The organism is Sorangiineae bacterium MSr11367, from assembly GCA_037157805.1.
GTDB lineage: Bacteria > Myxococcota_A > Polyangia > Polyangiales > Polyangiaceae > Pendulispora > Pendulispora rubella.
The window spans coordinates 5,766,502-5,784,345 of record CP089983.1 but is presented as its reverse complement, the minus strand read 5'-3'; the positions used below and the strand labels follow the sequence as shown (position 1 = coordinate 5,784,345).

Annotated in this window: 14 protein-coding genes and 1 pseudogene; 8 read left to right on the top strand and 7 right to left on the bottom strand. The window is 66.4% G+C overall.

Annotated elements, in window-relative coordinates; translation table 11 throughout:
• The first annotated feature begins 75 nt into the window (after nucleotides 1-75).
• From LVJ94_21965 to LVJ94_21955, 3 genes are all read left to right on the top strand, one after another.
• Nucleotides 76-495 carry a hypothetical protein gene (locus LVJ94_21965; GenBank protein WXB09881.1) on the top strand — a complete coding sequence of 140 codons (420 nt, stop codon included), beginning with the start codon at nucleotides 76-78 and terminating at the stop codon, nucleotides 493-495.
• A gap of 197 nt (nucleotides 496-692) precedes the next feature.
• A complete protein-coding gene (locus tag LVJ94_21960; protein WXB09880.1) occupies nucleotides 693-1,121 on the top strand; it encodes a TerB family tellurite resistance protein in 429 nt (142 codons plus the stop codon).
• 54 nt (nucleotides 1,122-1,175) lie between these two features.
• A complete protein-coding gene (locus LVJ94_21955) occupies nucleotides 1,176-3,443 on the top strand; it encodes a protein kinase (protein ID WXB09879.1) in 2,268 nt (755 codons plus the stop codon).
• On the opposite strand, the gene LVJ94_21950 is transcribed toward LVJ94_21955, so the two are convergent.
• The 3 genes from LVJ94_21950 to LVJ94_21940 form a co-directional block, all read right to left on the bottom strand.
• Nucleotides 3,430-4,158 (bottom strand): SGNH/GDSL hydrolase family protein, encoded by a 729-nt coding sequence (locus LVJ94_21950; protein ID WXB09878.1) that lies wholly within the window; start codon nucleotides 4,156-4,158, stop codon nucleotides 3,430-3,432. The genes LVJ94_21955 and LVJ94_21950 overlap by 14 nt on opposite strands.
• A gap of 37 nt (nucleotides 4,159-4,195) precedes the next feature.
• Nucleotides 4,196-5,107 (bottom strand): formylglycine-generating enzyme family protein, encoded by a 912-nt coding sequence (locus LVJ94_21945; GenBank protein WXB09877.1) that lies wholly within the window; start codon nucleotides 5,105-5,107, stop codon nucleotides 4,196-4,198.
• A gap of 316 nt (nucleotides 5,108-5,423) precedes the next feature.
• Nucleotides 5,424-6,152: a uracil-DNA glycosylase gene (locus tag LVJ94_21940; protein WXB09876.1), complete on the bottom strand. Its 729-nt coding sequence runs from the start codon at nucleotides 6,150-6,152 to the stop codon at nucleotides 5,424-5,426.
• On the opposite strand from LVJ94_21940, the gene LVJ94_21935 reads away from it, so the two are divergent.
• On the top strand, nucleotides 6,151-7,335 hold the full coding sequence (locus LVJ94_21935) for a hypothetical protein (GenBank protein ID WXB09875.1): 1,185 nt from the start codon (nucleotides 6,151-6,153) through the stop codon (nucleotides 7,333-7,335). The genes LVJ94_21940 and LVJ94_21935 overlap by 2 nt on opposite strands.
• On the opposite strand, the gene LVJ94_21930 is transcribed toward LVJ94_21935, so the two are convergent.
• The 4 genes from LVJ94_21930 to LVJ94_21915 all read right to left on the bottom strand — a co-directional run bounded on the left by LVJ94_21930 (nucleotide 7,332) and on the right by LVJ94_21915 (nucleotide 12,201).
• The gene (locus tag LVJ94_21930; GenBank protein ID WXB09874.1) at nucleotides 7,332-8,789 is read right to left on the bottom strand and encodes a hypothetical protein; all 1,458 of its coding nucleotides are present in this window, start codon (nucleotides 8,787-8,789) and stop codon (nucleotides 7,332-7,334) included. The two genes, LVJ94_21935 and LVJ94_21930, sit on opposite strands and share 4 nt — an antisense overlap.
• Nucleotides 8,790-8,853: 64 nt before the next feature.
• A complete protein-coding gene (locus LVJ94_21925; protein ID WXB09873.1) occupies nucleotides 8,854-9,948 on the bottom strand; it encodes a glycosyltransferase family 4 protein in 1,095 nt (364 codons plus the stop codon).
• A 7-nt stretch (nucleotides 9,949-9,955) separates the two neighbouring features.
• The gene (locus tag LVJ94_21920) at nucleotides 9,956-11,272 is read right to left on the bottom strand and encodes a hypothetical protein (protein WXB09872.1); all 1,317 of its coding nucleotides are present in this window, start codon (nucleotides 11,270-11,272) and stop codon (nucleotides 9,956-9,958) included.
• Nucleotides 11,269-12,201 carry a hypothetical protein gene (locus LVJ94_21915; GenBank protein WXB09871.1) on the bottom strand — a complete coding sequence of 311 codons (933 nt, stop codon included), beginning with the start codon at nucleotides 12,199-12,201 and terminating at the stop codon, nucleotides 11,269-11,271. The genes LVJ94_21920 and LVJ94_21915 overlap by 4 nt, the downstream gene beginning before the upstream one ends.
• Here LVJ94_21915 and LVJ94_21910 point away from each other — a divergent pair.
• The 4 genes and pseudogenes from LVJ94_21910 (at nucleotide 12,200) to LVJ94_21895 (ending at nucleotide 17,792) form a co-directional block, all read left to right on the top strand.
• Nucleotides 12,200-12,664 (top strand): annotated as a pseudogene (locus LVJ94_21910) (DUF3025 domain-containing protein). The gene LVJ94_21915 and the pseudogene LVJ94_21910 overlap by 2 nt on opposite strands.
• 374 nt (nucleotides 12,665-13,038) lie before the next feature.
• On the top strand, nucleotides 13,039-13,734 hold the full coding sequence (locus tag LVJ94_21905) for a hypothetical protein (GenBank protein WXB09870.1): 696 nt from the start codon (nucleotides 13,039-13,041) through the stop codon (nucleotides 13,732-13,734).
• A 39-nt stretch (nucleotides 13,735-13,773) separates the two neighbouring features.
• On the top strand, nucleotides 13,774-15,105 hold the full coding sequence (locus tag LVJ94_21900) for a glycosyltransferase family 4 protein (GenBank protein WXB09869.1): 1,332 nt from the start codon (nucleotides 13,774-13,776) through the stop codon (nucleotides 15,103-15,105).
• Nucleotides 15,102-17,792: an MMPL family transporter gene (locus LVJ94_21895; GenBank protein ID WXB09868.1), complete on the top strand. Its 2,691-nt coding sequence runs from the start codon at nucleotides 15,102-15,104 to the stop codon at nucleotides 17,790-17,792. Before LVJ94_21900 ends, LVJ94_21895 begins: the two co-directional genes overlap by 4 nt.
• The last annotated feature ends 52 nt before the right edge of the window (nucleotides 17,793-17,844 follow it).

Below are 17,844 nucleotides of genomic sequence, written 5' to 3'. Positions count from 1 at the left end.
CAACTGCCGGTTGCGCGCTGGAGGCTGCGGCGATTTGCAATGCCGAAGGCGGCGATTGGATTATCTTCGCGATCGATGATCACGGAGCGGGGGGAGACAGCGACGCTGTCCTACGATGCGAGCGAGAACATTCTCTACTTCACGTTCCCGCACGTGCGCCTCGACACGCCCGAGCAGATCGTTGGCCACTTCAATCGCTGCGTCTCGTTTTGGAAACGGTACTGCGCGGGGCGAAAGGTCTACTGCGTCGTCGACTACGACGGCATCGACGTCAACGTGAAACACACGAAGGTGTACGCCTCGCAATTGCAACGCGTCATGGACATGTCCGTCACCATCGTGCGCTACGGCGGGAGCTCCTTGCAGCGCACGGCCGTGCGACTGGCGAACCTGAAGCTGCACACCGTTTCGCAACTCTATGCGTCGCGGGAGGAGGCCCTCCACGTGGTGCGATCGCTCAAGTCGGGCGAAATCGCGCTGGCCAGCAGCCCTTAGCGACCTCAGGCGAATTGTCGTGAAAGTGAAATTCATTTTCACCGTGCGCCGGACGGACCAAGTGGCACGCATCGATGTAAGATCGATGAGGAATGATCCCCTGGCTCTCCAGCTCCACCATCTCACGCCTTCGTGACCAGCTCCGTCTGCGCGGACAGCGGCCCTCCATCGTTTTGCCGGAGAACGTGACCCCCGATTTGGCCGAGACGCTGCGCCTTTTGGACGAGTACGGCCCGCTTTGCGACGCCATGTACATGATGATGTCGGCCGACGGGCAGGTCACCAACAACGAGCGCGAGGTCCTCACCGGCGCGCTGCGCAATTTGTCGGGTGATACCCTGCGCACCGTGCACATCGAGGCGATGCTCGAAGCGGCTGCCAAAAAAACGGCGGAAGATGGCCGCGAAAAGCGAATGCAAGATATCATCGAAACCCTGCAGGAGGACGCGACACGCGGGGAAGTTGCCTTCGTGCTCGCAGCCGCCATAGCCTTTGCCGACAACGCAATCGCCGATCAGGAAAACGAAGTCTTGAACCAATTTGCCGAGGGCCTTGGCATCGACGAAGAGCGAGCAAACGAGCTATTGGAAAGTGTGGAAGAGGACTTACGCGCCATGGGCGGTTGAGGATTGGAGTTGAACGCAGACGAACGACCCCCGGAGACGGTGGGCAATTTCCGAGTGATCCGCCGGCTAGCCAGCGGCGGGACCAGTGACGTGCTCCTCGCGCGGCCTATCAAGCCCGCGGGTGATCACCGCCCGGTCGTGCTCAAAATGTTGCTCCCCTCGTACCGCGACGACCCGCAGTTCGAGCGCTTGCTCGCGCGCGATGCGGAGGCGTATGGGCGGTTGCACCACCCATTCGTCGTGCAGCTGTTCGAGGTGTTTGCCGTTCGAGACAAGCTCGTCATCGTGCTCGAATACGTCGATGGCTTGGCCCTCAATCGGCTGCGGTCGCAACTTCAAGGCGCGGGCGGATGGCTCGATGACCGTGCGAGTGCGTATTTGGCGTGGTGCGTCTTTTCAGCGCTCTCCGCCGCGCATACGGCGCGGGATCCCGAAACGGGAATCCTGGCTCCGGTCATTCATCGCGACATCAATCCGTCGAACGTGCTCATTCCTTGGGATGGCCGGGTCAAGCTGGGTGACTTCAGCATTGGCAAGGTGACCAACGTCGCCGGCGACACCAAGGCGGGCATCACCAAAGGGACCTTCGGATACATGGCGCCGGAGCAAGTGCGCGGGGAGAAGGTCACCGAGAAGACGGATATTTACACGGCGACGTTGCTTCTCTGGGAGCAGTTCGCACGGCGCAAAGCCATTCAATATGCGGCGCTGCCGGAGATCGAAGTCATGCGGGCCATGGCCTATCCGCACTTGGTCTCGCTGGACGTGCTTCGGCCGGATTTGCCGGAGGCCATCCGCCGGGCGGTCGCGGTGGGCCTCGAGGCCGATCCGGCGAAGCGCGAGCTCTCCGCCGAGAGCATGATGGAGATTCTCCGGGATTTCGTGGCCCCGGACGAGGGTCGGCGCCTCTTGCAGGACACGCTCTATCGGCTTCGCGAAGGCGAGGACGAGCCGTCGGGACGCGATAGTTCGTGGGCCAAGATGACCCCTATCACGATGGATGCTGCGTCCGACGCATCGTACAATGGAGGAGCACCTGCGACGGGGGAGGACAGCTTGCCGGCATTCTCTATCGAGACGAGTGATCCGGGCGCACCCGCCCTGATCACCGCTGTGGATCGCATCAGCACGGACGAGTCGGACCGGGAGACGTTGCCAACGTCGTCCATTGCGGTGGGGGCAGGGCTTGCTCGCTCCGCCATCGACGAATTCGTGGAGGACTCGGGCTACCACGCCGCGCCCAACGACCTGGAGACGACGGACGCCACGTCCGCCACCTACGGGGAGGGGCCGGACGCGGAGCCGCCGACGTTGGCGCGCGAGTACGAGTCTCGGCCGCCGTCGGCGGTGTCGTTCAGCGAGCTTCTGCTCCCACGCTCGGCCGAGCCCATGCCCGGTCGCGTGGACTTGAACGAGCTGGCGAACACGCCATCGTCGATTCCACCGGGGCACCAGGAGACGCTTCTGGGCGGGCTGCACGGCTTGCCGCCCCACGACCCGTTTACGACGGAGGTCGACGAGCGCGAGGCGGCACCGCCGCCCTCCACGCCGGCGCCCGTGGAGGAGACGCTGGTCTCGCCGGCGCCGACCGGCTTCGCACCGCCCAAGTCGGTGAGCGTGTCGGTGTCGGATGCCCCGCCGCCAGTGCGGACCGATGGGCCGTCGTCGTCGCCGGAACAGGATCTTTCGAAGACGATCCCGTCGGATGTGCCGCCGGTGGTCGCGGCGGGCGGTCCGAGCCACCCGCTCGCGGCGACGGTGCCGGCCATTCCTTCGCAGATTCTCGCCCAGCAGAACCCACCGCTGATCGCGGACAGGGCCGGGGCGGGATCGAAGTCACGGCTGCTCTGGTGGCTCGTGGGAGGGGTCGCGCTCTTTGGCGTGGGCCTCGGGGCGGCCTCGCTCTTCGTGAAGCAAGGCGAGCCGCCCACGGCGCCGGGAGGAGCCCAGGCATCCGTGTCCGAGCCGGCCAAGGTGCAGGACCCGCCGCCCGCGGCAACCCCTGCACCCCCGCCCAGCGCAACCGCACCTGCGCCGGTCGTCGAGGCCAAGCCGGAACCGAAGCCCGAACACAAGCCGGAGGTGAAGCCGGAACCCAAGCCGGAAGCGAAACCGGTGGAAGCTCCGGCCGCGGGTGGCAACACCGGTACAATCGTCGTGGAACGCGGCGGCGGTCACCGCGTCTACGTCGACGGCAAGGTCGTGGCCCAAGGGGCGGGCAGCCACGTCGTCTCGTGCGGAAAGCACACCGTGAAGGTGGGCAGCGACGGAAAGGTGCAGGAGCTGACCGTTCCGTGTGGCGGCTCGGTCACTGCGCAGTGACCGAGTTGCCGTTGCTGCCGCGGTAAAACTCCCAGAAGGCGCCGGCCCAGGTCTCGCCCCCCTTGTCGGTGGGGTGGATGCCGTCGACCCGGCGCTGCATCTTCATCAGGCTCGAATCGAAGAACCGGCAGGGCGCGCTGTTCTGCCGGATGACCTCGACGATGCCCGTGTCCTTCTTCCACGTGGGCGGGCCGATCCAGATGCACTCGCGCCCCTCGGTTCTCTTGGCGATGTTCGCGATGTGGTGCGCGAAGCCTTGGGGCGACGGGATGGTGACGTCGTTGGTCCCGAGGGTGATGAGGATCAAGTCGGGGTTGTGCTTCGCGATGAGCTTCTTGAACTTGTCCGAGTTGTCGAAGGTCACGACGGACGCGCTGGTCCACACGTCGGAGTAGTACTGGGCACCCTCGGCCTTGAACCGCTCCGCCAGGGCCTTCGACAGGCCGCCGTAGTAGCCCACCGTCGAGTCGCCGACATGGAGAACGACCGAAGGAACGCGCACTGGCGGTCCCGCATCCCGCGCTTCCGCGCCCGCGATCCCGGCATCGGCTTCGGCCAGCTCCGGTGTTACCGCCGCCGGGGCTGCGCCCGTGCTTCCCGTGGCCGCCGGAGCGGGCTGGGGAGGGGGACCGTCCCCCGAATGCGAACAGCCGCCGTGCAGAACCACGGCCCCGACCAGCGGTGCGATCGCCACCAGCGGCGCCCACAAGAGCAACGACTGCGCCGCGGCTCCGCGCGCACCTAGTCGGAGACTAAGGCGCGACGTCCGCGCAGCAGCGGAAGCCGGTGGAGTAATCGTGGTACCAAATTTCGTGGGCCTTGGTCTTGTACGTGCAACCATCGCCGTTTTGCTGCGTGTCGAGGTAGTAGCCGCCTTGGAAGGTCCCGGCGGGATCCGCGACCCATTCGTGGAGGTTGCCTACCATATCGTAGACCCCGTAGTCGTTGGTGCAGGCCTCATGGTCACCAGTTTTTGCGAGGGTGCCCTCGACCTGGTTGAGCATCGGGTTGTTCATCCGATCCATCGACCAGAAGGTACGGTCGCCCGGGGCGCCGTAGCCATAGAGGACGCCCATCGCGCTTCGCCCGTGATCGTTGCAGCGGCGCGTCTCGCGTTGGCTCCCGTAGCCGTACGTCGTCTTCTGCGGCCCCATGCAGGCCGTTTGCCATTCGGCGGGCTTGCACAAGCGCTTTCCCGAGCGGGCGCACGCCGCGCCGGCGTCGGTCCCGCTGATGTACGCCTGCGGGACCACGTGGGGGGCGCTCACCGCGCGCACGGTCTCACCGTTGAGGGCGTTATAAGGCGAGAAGGGGCGGTCTTCCCCGTTCGGTAGCATCTCCACCAGCGACTCTTCGTACCGGTCGATGCAGAACCGATCGTCGATGCTGGCCATGTCCGGCGGGCACAGGCCCCCAGCCACGGGGCGGTCTTCCTCCGGGAGCAACTGCTCGAGCACCGTGGGCGAGCCCGTCGTGTTCTCCGCGAAGACCGATCCCACGCGCCCGAGCAACGTGCGCGCGAGCCGGGGGCTGCCGGCCGCAGCTTTCTGGGCCTTGCCGCCTCCGTGCGCTACGCTCGCCTGCACCTGTTCCATCTGCGCGGCTGCGGGAACGCCGCGGCCGCCCTCAAGCGTCGCAACGCCCTTGGCGCAGCCTCCCGCCAACCCCACAAGACTTCCGACGAGGATAGCGGCGACGGCAACGGACCGCTTCGAGAACTCGATCGTGGGTGAACCTTGCAACCTGCACCTCCGGCTTCAGCAGTTCCGGCCGGGGTAGGCCGGGACGCGCCAAAACAGGCCGCGACCGAACCGTCTTAGAACGGCGGCGCTTTTTGGTGGAACCCTTAATCGACCCGGTGCGAAAAATAGGTGACACCCTCGGCTGAGGTGTGGCACCAAAGTGACACCTGTTCGTCATACGGGGAAAATGTAGGTTTATCGGCTGCTTATAGCTGGTTATCTAAGACGATATCTAGCTTTATGGTTTGGAATTTTTCTTTCTGAGTGTATCAAAACCGACCGTCCGCTTTGCAACCGCCAGCACCTGATCGAACATCGCCGGCGTGAGGCGCCCGGTCTGGGTGTTCTGTTGGCTCACATGAAAGCTGCCCAATAAGAGCGGCGCGCCCTCGATGGTGGCGCAGGCTCCGTGACCGAACTTTGGGCGCGGGCGCGGCATCGCCAGGCCGCGTCGTTCGAGGTGACGCAGCACCGCGTCCCATGCGATTGCGCCTAAGGCGATGAGCACGCGCGTATGGGGGAGGAGCGCGAGTTCGCGATCCAGAAAGGGCTGACATGCCGTGATTTCTTCGGGCAACGGCTGGTTGTCCGGCGGGGCGCAACGAACCGGCGCCACGATGAAGGTGTCCTTCAGCGCGAGGCCGTCCTCCTTCGAGGTGCTCGTGGGCTGGTTGGCCAAGCCGGCGCGGTGAAGGGCGGCGAAGAGAAAATCGCCGGAGCGGTCGCCGGTGAACATTCGGCCGGTCCGGTTGGCGCCGTGCGCCGCGGGGGCGAGGCCCACGAAGACGATGCGGGCCGCCGGATCGCCGAAGCCAGGGACGGGTTTTCCCCAGTAGGTCCAGCTCGAGTACATGCGGCGTTTCTCGCGCGCGACTTTCTCGCGCCAGTCGACGAGCCTGTGGCAAGCTCGACAGGCGACGATCTCTTCGTGGAGGTGCGGCAGGTCGGAGTAAAAGGGCGTAGACATGGCGGAGCGCTCGACGCGGATCTCTCGCGTGTATTTTACCCCGGGGATGTTCGGTTTCGGACGTCTTGGCCCGTACGATTACTTTGCGCACCTGGAGAAGGCGATCGAGAAGCACTTCGCCGCGGCCGGTCGCGAGGTGCTGACCTTCGTGCTCGATGTTCCGCCGACGGCCTCGGTGCGGCGCCGCGCCGCGCGTCTGGCCGAGCTCGTTGCCAGCACCTGCGAAGGGGACGATCTTCTCGGTCCCATTCACCTGGTGGGTCACTCGACGGGCGGGCTGGATGCCCGCCTCGTAGCCTCCCCGAGTGCACTGTTGCCGGTCGACGCGTCGTGCCGGCGTTGGTTGCCGCGCCTCGCCAGCGTCACCACCATGAACACGCCGCATTATGGAACGCCGCTCGCGAGCTTCTTCGCCACGGTCAGCGGCCAACGCATGCTCTACGCGGTGAGCGCGCTCACGGTCATCGCGCTGTCGTTGGGTGCACCGCCGCTGGCGGCGGCGAGCGCGTTGGTGCTCGCGGTGGGGCGGCTCGATCGCGCGCTGGGGGTCGAGCTCGGCATGCTGGATCGCGCCACGGACGCGTTGATGCGGGTGCTCGACGACGCCCGCCGGCGCGAGGTGCGCCTTTACCTCGAGGCCATTCGGCAGGACCAAGGTTCGATCATCCAGGTGACGCCGGAGGCCATGGACCTCTTTCAAGCGGGCGTGGAAAACCGGCCCGGCGTGCGCTACCAGTCCTCGGCCTCGATGGCGCCGCCGCCCACGACCACGCAGTGGATGCGCACGCTCGGCGGGCCGTGGAGCGTGATCAGCGCCCCGCTTTTCGCCAGCCTTTACAGCATCACCGCGCGCTCCGACGATCGCTACCCGTGTTGCCTGCCCGACGCCGGGGCCGAGACGGAGGCGATGCTCACCCGCGCCTTCGGCCGCCCGCCCGGGGCGCGGGCCAACGATGGCGTGGTGCCGGTGCGTTCGCAGCTCTGGGGCGACCTCGTGTGGTGCGGCTACGCCGATCATCTCGACGTGCTCGGGCACTTCCGCGACGCGTACGCCAGCCCCGCGGGTTCCAGCCTGCGCCACGTCGATTGGCTGGCCAGCGGTGCCGATTTCGAGCGATCGAGCTTCGAAGCGCTCGCACGGGCCATCGCCACCGGCATGCTCGAGGGGGAGCCCCCGCGTTAGGGTCGCGCGTAGAGCTTCCAGTCGGCCTCCTCTTTGACGAAGCGAAATCGATCGCGGAAGACGGCGCCCACCTCGGGGAGGAAGGCGTCGAATTCTCCGTGCGCGCTCATGACGCAGCGGATTTCGCTGCGTTTGGCGTCGGCGACCGCCGTTTCGAGCGGAAGCTTCCCCGCGCGCACGGCGGCGTTCATCGTGAAGACGGTGGCCAGGATGCGGCCGTTCGCCTCCAGCTCGAAGCCCGGTTCGTCCGCGACGATGACGTCGTTTGGTTCGGCGCGGCAGGTCTCGCGCGCGAACTGCGCCAGGCGGGCGCGCGCCGGCTCCTTCGCGAACGCCTCCAGCGTGCCCTCCCACGCGGCACCCGCATTGTAGATGGCCTGCGCGGCGAAGGCGGTGGCGGCGAGGCGCGCACGGGTCCCGCGCCAAGCGGAAAGATCGGGAAGCGGCGCGTGCGCGAGGATCACGATGCAGACGGCGCACGACTCGAGCCAGTAATTGGACGCCGAGCCCGGGCGCGAGAAGGCGAGGCACGCCCACGCGAAAGCACCGAGCAGCGCCCCGAAGGCGAGCCCGAGTCCGCGTTGGTGGCGATGCCGCCAGGCGAGCCATGCAGCCGTCGCAAAAAGTGCTCCGAGCAGTGGCAACCGGTCCACCGCCCCGGCGGCGGCCCGCGCCAGGCTGCGCGGTTGTCCGAACGAGCATACGAAGTGCTCGTGCCAGACGCCGTTGCTGGCGATTTCCAGCACGTCGATCCACGCGGCGCCGAGCAAGATGGCCACCGCGATGTTCCGCAGGGTGTAGCGCGGGGCGGTGATCGCGGAGGCGACGAAGACGCCGGCCATGGCGCCCATCACGTTGGGCTTCATCACCGCCGCCACGGAAAACAGCGCGACGGACCAGCCATCGAGTCGTTGGCGCTGCACGCATCGATCGAGCGCCAGGGCCGCCAGCGCAACGGCGAGAGCGTCCGGGCGCGCCGTGGTGGCGAAGTTGGCCAGCACGAAGATGCCTGCCACGTACAGGGCACCGGCGATGGCGGCGGGCCGGCAGCGCGGCGATGCGCCCACGGCGAGCCATGCGAGGACGCCGAACCATGCCGCACACCCCGCGAAGCGGGCGATGGACTGCGCGAGCACATCGGGGACGTGGGACAGCATCCAAGACCAGATGGGCGGATACAGCACGTAGAAGCGCGAGGCGTAGCTGCCGTATTCCAATGCGCCGGCGCGCGGATCGGTGAACAGCGGCAGGTGCGCGTGCATGCGCGCCGCCTCGAAGAGGACCTCGGCTTCGCCGGGCATGGACGGCCGGGTGTGCAAAAGTCCGAACGCGAACACCGTGGTGGCGAGCACGCCAGCCACCAGGGCGGCGAAACCGAGTCTCACGATCCACGTCACCGCCCCCGTGCGGGTGCGTTGGGCGAGCGCGACCGGCCAGTTTTCCTCGATCGCCATCTTCTGCGATCAAGACGCGCCGCTCGGGCGGTTGGCGCACCGATTTCTTACGGTCGGTGCGCGTTCACAAAAGTTCGGCGTAGATGCGCCCGTAGGCGCGACACATCGCGTCGATCGAGCAGCGATCCACGACGAATTTTCGCGCGGCCTCGCCGAACGCGATCATCTTGTCGCGGTGTTTGACCGCATCGTGCATGCGCAGCACCAGCGCGGGCACGCTCATGTCGAGGGCGAGAAGCCCCGTGACGCCGTCTTGGACGATCTCAGGCACACCACCAACCGGCGAGGCGACGACTGGTCGCCCTATCGCCATCGCCTCCAGATTGGCGATGCCCAGGCCTTCCTCGCGCGAGGAGCAGAGCGCGGCGTGCGACCGCTGCAGAACCTCGCGGGGATCGGAGAGCATGCCGTGAAATCGAACGCGCGCTTCGACGCCGCATTCCTTGGCCATGGTCTCGAGGCGCGCACGCTCCGCACCATCGCCGACGATCTCGAGACGTGCTTCGGCCACGTGGCGCAAGGCATCGATGGCGCGATCGACGCCTTTGCGCCGTTCCAAGCGGCCCACCAGCGCGAAGGTGAACGGCCCGCGCGCGGGCGGTGGCGCATAGGCGAATCGCTCGGTGTCGACGCCGTTGCGCACGACCCGTGCGCGCGGAAAGACTGCGGGGTCCTTGTTCAAGGCGGCGCGCCGTACGTGTTCGCTGACGAACACCGCCGACTGCGCACGGCGCAGCGACCAGCGCGAGAAGGGCCAGCAGCTCGGGTCGTCGTAGACGCGGGTGGAGTGCTCGGTGCGCAGCACGGGAAGTCCGAGGCGCAGGGCGGCGCGTGTGCCCGCCACCTGCGAGGCGAAGGTGTGAAGCTGCACGATCTGCGCGGACTCGGCGCGTGCGATCTCCACGAGCCATGCGACGTCGCGCGGACCGATGGTGCTCCACAAGAAGGAGAGGGGGCCTTCGTGCACCGTGCGCGTCTCCGAGCGATCGCGCACGCGTAGCTCGGCGCGGGCAAAGAGCTCACGCAGCGCCGGGTTGGGCGTCATCAGCGCGATGGTATGCAGGGCGTCGCTCGCCTCGGGGCGGGACGCCAGATCGCAGAGCATGCGCTCGGCGCCGCCGACCTCCCCCGCGACGACGACATGCAGAACGTGGATCATGCGGCTCTCATACGGTGACAGCGCGGCGCAAGGTCGCCATCTTCGCTTCGAAGCGGAACCAAAAGACCACGGCAATGGCGGCCTGCACGCACGACGTCGACAGCGCCAGCCCCTCGAGGCCCATCACCTTGAGGAATACGAGGTTGAACGAGGCATTGAGTCCAGCGTTGAGCGCCCCCATGCCCAGCATGATGCCACTATTTTTCACCGCCACGTGAGCCCGTGCGAGCACGAGCAACACGCCGAACGGCGCAACCCCCACGAGATGATAGGGCAAAATGCGGATCATCCGGTCCACGCCCGCCGCGCTCATCTCGCCCCGCAGGAAGACGAACTTCAAAAGCGGCTCGCGTACCAAATAGAGCATCAAGGAGAGGACCACCAGCAGCCCGCCTACGATGAGCAGCGCGCGGGCTACGGTCGCACGCAGCTTCGCGATGTCGCCTGCGGCGAAGTACTCGGAGAGGTGCGAGAGAAGCACCGGCAGGAGCGCGGCCTGCAGGAGCGACGTGGGAAGCGACCCCACGTCGCCCGAGAGGCGCAGAAGCGTACCGCCGCCAGCCACGGCCGCGAGGCCGGCCATGAATTGGTCGACCACCGGATTGATGCGTGTGACCGCGCTGCCGCCCACTTCGGCGGCCACGAGGCGCGCGAATCGAAGCACCGGCTCGGGGCGCTCCAAGGTCAGTTCGATGCGCATCCCCGCGAATTTCACGGCGATGGTGGCCAGGACGAAGATCGCGAGAAGGTCGCCCACCAAGGTGCCAATCGGAATGGAGAGCACGCCGAGCGAATGACGGAACGTGCCCATGATGGTGATGGTGGCGACGATGCTGATCGAGCTCGCGACGGGCTGTGCGAAGTAGCGGTGGTCGGAGTTGAGGACGGCCCAGAAGAACGTCTTGACCGACATGGCCACGAGCAAGACGCCGAAGAACGGCACCATGCGCGCACCGAGGAGCCAGTCGCTGCCCTCGTAGTGCAAGGAGAACCAGCCGAGGCCGAGCAGCGCCACCACCACGGCGAGCACGCTGCCGAAAAGCAACGTGTGCCCGAGGATCGAGCCGATGATGCGGGGGATCGCCGCGCGATCCGTGAGCTTGACCTCGGCCAGGATGGGCACGAGCGCCGAATCCTGGAAGATGCCGAAGATGAGCGAGGCGGCCAAGGTGAAGGCCGCAAAGGTGAGGGTGTAGATGTCCGTCGCGTTGTTGCTGCCGAACCAGACCGCGAGCAGCCAAGGCAAAATGGCTTCGCCCGCGCGAAAGACGATCTGCATCGGCAGGAGCAGCAGGGTGGTGCGAACGATGGCGCGTCCGCTCACGACCAAACGTCCATCGCGTCCGAGAGCCCGACGACCTTGATGCCCTCTGCCCGCGCGAAGGCGAGCAGCCCTTCGAGGCGCGAGAGGATCGCCTGCGCCTCGCGCTCGTTCTTCGCGTAAGGGCTGCCGTTGGCGATGATTTCCACGTTGTGGAACATGGCGTTGAGCACCACGGGCTTGCCGGGCGGGGCGCTCGCGATTTCTTCCCGCGCGAGATCGGCCATCGCCTCGGCGCTGTTGCGCGTCGGGCGCAGCCAGCGCGGTTCGACCATTTGCGCGAGCCGCGCGCCCAGCCAGCCCAGACGGCCGACGCGGGGCGGGCGAATGGTGACGGGGACCTCGAGCATGCGGCTCGTTCCAGGGCGCCCGGGCTGGTGCGGATCCGGGTGGTACGGCTGCGTGGGCGCATCGCGGAAGGAGAGGCCCGGCGCGCCGTTGGCGGTCCAGTCCATGTGCGGCGTGACGCTGGACTCGACGAGGTAGTCGAGCTCCTCGAGGATGGGCACCGAGTGCGGCCCGATGCCGAAGCGGCCCGCGCGAAAGCTCGTGGGCTTGCGGCCAAACGTGCGCGTGAAAAGCTCGGTCAGGTACCGCAGCTTGGCCGCCTCCACGTCGCGCGGGTAGTCGCGCTGGAAGGCCGAGGTGACGTCGGGCTCGAAGGCGTCGGGCTCGGCGTATTCGCCATGGAGGTGCGTGCCGAGCTCGTGGTCACCTTCGAGGTGCATCAGCGCGTCCGCACTCGCCGGATCGCGCATCACCTCGGCCGAAAGGAGGTACGTGGGCTTGGCGCCGTAGCGCGAAAAAAGCGGCTGCAGCCGGCGCGCGATGCCCTCGGTGACGCCGGTGAAGGCGAGGGGACTCTGCGAGCGCCACTGGGGGCCTTTGTCGCATTCGCAGTCGATGGAAACAATGAGATAGATTGGGGCCATGCTTCGCCGGGACGAGGACCGTAGCACGCCGAGAACGCTCCGCGCGCGCCGCACGGAGCCGGACGCCAAGTGCTTCGCACCGCGCTTTTACGAGAGGGACCCTCTGTTTTGGCCCATCGCCCAGGCGGCGTCGGCCTTTCGCGACGAGCCGGATTGGCCAGATGTCGAGACGTACGTGCGGGCCTTCGGCGAGACGCCCCCGCCCATCACCTTCGAGGTGCAAATCCCCAAGAAGACGCGCCGCAAGCGGCGGGAGGCGCGCGGGGAGACCGTCACCATCGACGTGAAGACGCTCTACGACGGGACGATCTCGCTCACCAAGCGGGTGCCCACCCGTCCCCGCCAGTGGCACGACTTTCTGAACGCGCTCGTCTGGGCTGCGTTTCCTGCGGCCAAGGCAGCCCTTCACGCGCGCCAATACGCGGCCATCTCCGCGCGTGTGCCCGCCACGGCCACGCGCCTGCCCAACGCGCGCACCCGCGAGCTCGACGCTCTCGCCTTGATCGACGAGGGCGGCGTCATCGCGCCCCACGGAGGCCGCCCGTTCATCTTTGGCCATGCTCTGTACGAGGGCCTCGTCCTCGGCGGCCGCGCCATGATCGCGCGCGCCCTCGTGCTTCCTCCGCTCGGCGACGGCACATCGCTCGACGAAGCCATCGCCGCGGCCCTGTCGGATACCTCGCTCGTGCCCGAGATGCTCCCCAGGATGGCGCTCTCGGAGCTCGAAGGGCCAGATAATGATGATGACGATGTAGGGAAAGGTAACGATACAAATCTGTAAGCGGACCGCACGAACCTATTGGTCGAGTCCGGCCAAACGGGTATCGTGTGGGGTTTATGCACCGCCCCGCTTTTGCTTCCCCCCTCGCGCTCTCGTCTTTCGTGCTCCTCGCCCTGGGGAGTGTCGGATGCCTCAACCGTGCATCCTTCGAGACGGACCTTAAATCCGCGCCCCTCGCGCAGAACCCGTTCACGGTTGCGCCCGAGCTCGCCCAGGCGCCCCCGACGGTCAACAACCGCCAGGGCGACTCGTTCCGCATCACCCTCGCGGACCGAAAAGAGGTGTGCGTCAGCGGCCAGACGTCGGATACGGCCGCGCGTGTGAAGGACTCCACCTTCGTTCTGGAGGCCTTCGCCTCGCCCAACGACCAGGGGCGGCTCGCCACCGTGAAAAGCTCGCGGATCCGGATCATCCAGGACACGGAGCGCTCGACCAACCGCGGCACCGTGGAACCCGTCACGGTGTTCGAGGCGTGCTTCGCCAACAAGAACGTTTTTACCGCGGACACGGAATACCTCACGATGCAGCCGGAAATGCAGCACGTGGCGAACAAGCTCTTCGTGGCCTGGCACTTCACCAAGGAAGCCGTGCAGGTGAAGCATGAGTTCAGCCCGACCCATTCGTGGGATGGGCGGACGTCCCCGTCCATCGAGGCCCTGCACCGGATGCCGCAAAAGGCGCCCGAGACCGTGCGCTTCGAGGATTCCGTGGTCAACCCGTACTCGCGGGTCATGCCCGGTTCGGCTTTTTGAGTGGAGCGCGCCCGGGCCTTGCTATAGGACCTTGCCATCTTGGCAAGGCTCGAAGGTCGTAAAGTCCGGGTTCTCTTCATCAACGACACTGCCCGCAACGGCGGTCCGGGGCGCAGCCTCTTTTACATTCTGAAATTCCTCGACCCGAAGGTGGTGCACCGCGCGGTGGTCCTGCCGCGCCCTGGGGTCATCGGGGAGCTTTATGAACAAGGCGGCGTGGTCGACGACCTGTTCTTCGAGCAAAACCTCGTCGAAAACCCCATCGAGCCGTGGAATCGCCCCATGCAGCGCGAGGACTTCGATGCCGCGCTGCCGCTCAAAGGCGTCCGCCTTGCGGGCAACGTGGTGCGCGGTGCGCGGGCCATCGCGCGATTGAGTGCCCTGGCGCGACGCGGCCGCTTCGACCTCCTCTATTGCAACGGGACCAACGCGGACTTCGCCGGGGGCGCCCTGGCGAGAACTTCCGGTGTGCCCGCCCTGTGGCACGTCCGATACACGTCGCTGCCGAGTGCGGTCGCCCCGCTACACGATCGGCTGGCGGCCAGCCGCGGGGTGCGCCGCATCGTGTGCGTGTCGCGGGCGGCGGCGGCGCTGTTTCCGCACTGCCCGGAGAAGGTCTCGGTCATCCACAACGCGCTGGACGTCGAAGAGTTCAACGTGTCCCGCGTGACCCCGGCGCTGCGGGCGGAGCTCGGCCTCGGGCCGGATGTGATCGTCTTCGGCAGCCAGGGCCGGATTTTGCGCCGCAAAGGCTACATCGAGATGGTGCGCGCGGCGGGCATCGCCCTGAAGGACATGTCACCCGCCGAAAAGGACCGGGTGCGCTTCGTCATCATCGGCGATACGCCGCAGGATTTCCGCCCCGATCACCTGGCCGAGTGCCGCGCGCTCGCGGAAAGCTTGGGCATCCAGAAGTGGATGCACTTTGCAGGCTTTCGCGCGGACGTGAAGCCGTACGTGGCCGACTTCGATGTCGCGGTCGTGCCGAGCGTGTACCCCGATCCGCTGCCCCGAGCGGTCATCGAATCGATGGCCATGGGCAAGCCCGTGATTGCGTTCGACGTGGGCGGCGTTGCGGAAATGCTCGCCGACGGAATTACCGGCACCCTCGTTCGGTTACCGCGGGAACGAGACGTGCAAGGCGGTGGACGCGAAAGCGGAAGCGATGACGACAGCGGAGTGCGAGGTTTGGCGGCGGAGTTCGTTCGGTACATGCGCGACCCTGCGCTGCGTGCCGAGCAGGGTAAACTGGCACGGGCGCGCATCGAGCGCGAATTCAGCGGTGAACGGCAGGCCAAGAAGATCCAGAATCAGATCCTTCTCGCGGCCGGCTTTGGTGAAAGCGTAGAGAACCTCGAGGCGTCTCCTTGATCAAACGCATCGTCGCCAAATCCGTCGACTGGGCGGGACGCAACCCGGTCATCGTCCTGATGCTCGCCATCGCCACCATCGTGGCGAGTTGGAGCTACGCATCGCACCTCGAGCTGCGCACGGACCTTCTCGAGCTTCTCCCGCGCGACAGCGAGGGATTCAAGGCGTTCGAACACCAGCTCGGGCGCGTCGGGGGTGGGGCCGACCTCATCGTGGTCGTCGAGTCGCCGGACCGCGGCGCGAACGAGCGCTTCATCGACGCGATGTCGGCGAAGCTCGACGTCACCATGGCGGAGCACAAGGCCTGCCTCGCCGAGTGTAAAGACGATGCCTCCTGCCGCGCCACGCGCTGTGGTCCGGATCTCATCGCGTACACGGAGACCGGCACGAAGGACGTGCGCAAGTTCTTCCAGGACAACAAGTGGCTCTACGCCGACTTGAAGGATCTGGAGGACGCCGACAACACGCTGGATCATCAGATCGCCATCGGCACCGGCATGGTGACCGATCTTTCGGCGGAGGAGCCTCCCGCGCCCGCACCGGCGGCAAAAGCGCCCGCGCACGCCAATCCTGCGAGCCCTGCTCCTGCAGGCTCGGCGGCGGCCAAAGCGGCGGAGAAGCCCGCCGAAGAGCAAAAGAAACCCGCGCTCGGGTTGGACCAGTACCGCGATCGTTGGCAGCAGAAGGCGAACAAGAGCGACGATTTCCCGACGGGTTACTTCGCGACGCCCGACGGAAAAATGTTGGGCTTGCGCATCATCTCGAAGACCGCAGGCATGGGCGACGCCAACGGCGAAGCGCTGCTTCGCATGGTGGAGAAGATGGTCGCCGAGGTGAACCCGAAGTCGTTCCACCCGGAGATGCAGGCCGGTCTCGCCGGTGCCATCGCCAACGCGACGGAGGAGCGGCAGTCGATCATGAGCGATGCGGCGTGGGCCACCGGCATGGCGCTGGTGCTCATTCTCGCGGGCTTGGTCGTCTTCTTCCGGTCTTTCTGGTCGCTGCTCATCATCATTTTGCCCGCATTCGTGGGCATCGGCGCGGCCTATTCGTTCGCAATGGTGACGTACGGCTACGTGAACACGTCGGGCGCGTTCCTCGGGGCCATCATCCTGGGCAACGGCATCAACTACCCGATCGTGCTGCTGTCGCGTTACCGCGAGTTTCGGGCCCGCGGGCTGCCGCCGGAGCAAGCGCGGCGCGATGCCGTGTGGAACGCGTTCCGCGCGGAGCTCGTCGGGGCGAGCGTGGGCGGCATCGCCTACGGTTCGTTGGTCATTACGAACTTCCGTGGCTTCAGCCAATTCGGCCTCATTGGTTTCGTCGGGATGCTGCTGGTGTGGCTCTCGATGATCCCGACGGTGCCCGCGCTCATCGTCATCCTGGAGTGGATCCAGGAGCGGCTGCCGCCGTGGCTTCGCGATCCGTCGCCGCGCATCAACAGTGACGGAAGCCGTGGGCCGCTGATGCGCGTCATCGCGAACGTGACCGAGCGTCGTCCGTGGATTTTCGTGAGCATCGCGGCCGTTCTCTGCGTGGTGACGGCGTGGAAGCTGCCGGGCTACTTGCACGATCCGTGGGAGTACAACTTCGATCGATTGGGCTCGCGCGGGTCGAAGTCGAGCGGTGCGGGAAGCTGGTCGACCAAGGCCGAGCATGTCTTCGGCGGCAAGATGAACATCGCCGGAGCCTTGATGCTCGCGGACTCGCCCGAGCAAGTGCCGATGCTCAAGGAGCAGATCTTCAAGAACGACGCCGCCGATCCGCAAGGCAAGCTCATTGCCGATGTCACGACGGTGGACGATCTGCTTCCCGGCACGCTCGAGGACCAAAAGAAGAAGCTCGAGGTGCTGGAGCGCATTCGCGACCGCCTCACTCCGGCGGTGCTCGCGTCGATGCAGGAGGACGAGCGCAAGCGCGTGCTGGAGGTGAAGCCGCCGGAGGAGCTCGCGCCGGTGGCGGCGAAGGATCTACCCGCGCTGCTTCGCCGCCGCTTCGAGGAGTCGAACGGGACGCTCGGCACCGTGTTCTACGTGAAGCCGCAGAACATCTCGCTTTCCGACGGCTACATTGCGCTTCGCATCGCCAAGACGACGGACAACGTCAAATTGGCCAACGGCACGGTGGTGCAGACCGCGAGTCGGTCGACGATTTTCGCGGAGATCATCCACGCCATGGAGCGCGATGGCCCACTCGCCACGGGCGCATCGTTTTTGGCGGTGTGCCTGGTGGTGCTGGTGGCCACGAGCAGCTTGCGTGGGTTCGTGGTGGTCATCGGCTCGCTGGTGATGGGAGTCCTCTGGACGATTGGCGGCGCGGCGCTCATCGACATGAAGCTCAATTTCTTGAACTTCATCGCGCTGCCCATCACCTTCGGCATCGGCTCGGAGTATCCGTTCAACGTCTTCGATCGTTCGCGTTTGCTCGGCGGCGACATCACCTCCGCGCTCAAACGCACCGGAGGTGCGGTCGCCCTCTGCAGCTACACGACCACCGTGGGCTATGGCGCGCTGCTCTTCAACGACAACCAGGCGCTCCAATCCTTCGGCAAACTCGCGATGTCCGGCGAGGTTTTGTGCCTCCTTGCCGCGTTGCTGGTGCTGCCGTCGATCCTGCACATCTGGCCGCAGAAGAAGAGGGAAGAGGCGCACGCGCCGCGGCAGGACACGGGCGCGGCGGCGGGGTAACGGCTAGAGCAGAAACCGCCAGGACGCCAGGATCGCCAGGGTGAACCAACGA

Bases quoted from the DNA above. Each gene is read 5' to 3' on its own strand.
- LVJ94_21930 (WXB09874.1), bottom strand. From the start codon at position 8,789: ATGGCGATCGAGGAAAACTGGCCGGTCGCGCTCGCCCAACGCACCCGC.
- LVJ94_21940 (WXB09876.1), bottom strand. From the start codon at position 6,152: ATGTCTACGCCCTTTTACTCCGACCTGCCGCACCTCCACGAAGAGATC.
- LVJ94_21935 (WXB09875.1), top strand. From the start codon at position 6,151: ATGGCGGAGCGCTCGACGCGGATCTCTCGCGTGTATTTTACCCCGGGG.
- LVJ94_21915 (WXB09871.1), bottom strand. From the start codon at position 12,201: ATGGCCCCAATCTATCTCATTGTTTCCATCGACTGCGAATGCGACAAA.
- LVJ94_21925 (WXB09873.1), bottom strand. From the start codon at position 9,948: ATGATCCACGTTCTGCATGTCGTCGTCGCGGGGGAGGTCGGCGGCGCC.
- LVJ94_21965 (WXB09881.1), top strand. From the start codon at position 76: ATGATCACGGAGCGGGGGGAGACAGCGACGCTGTCCTACGATGCGAGC.
- LVJ94_21905 (WXB09870.1), top strand. From the start codon at position 13,039: ATGCACCGCCCCGCTTTTGCTTCCCCCCTCGCGCTCTCGTCTTTCGTG.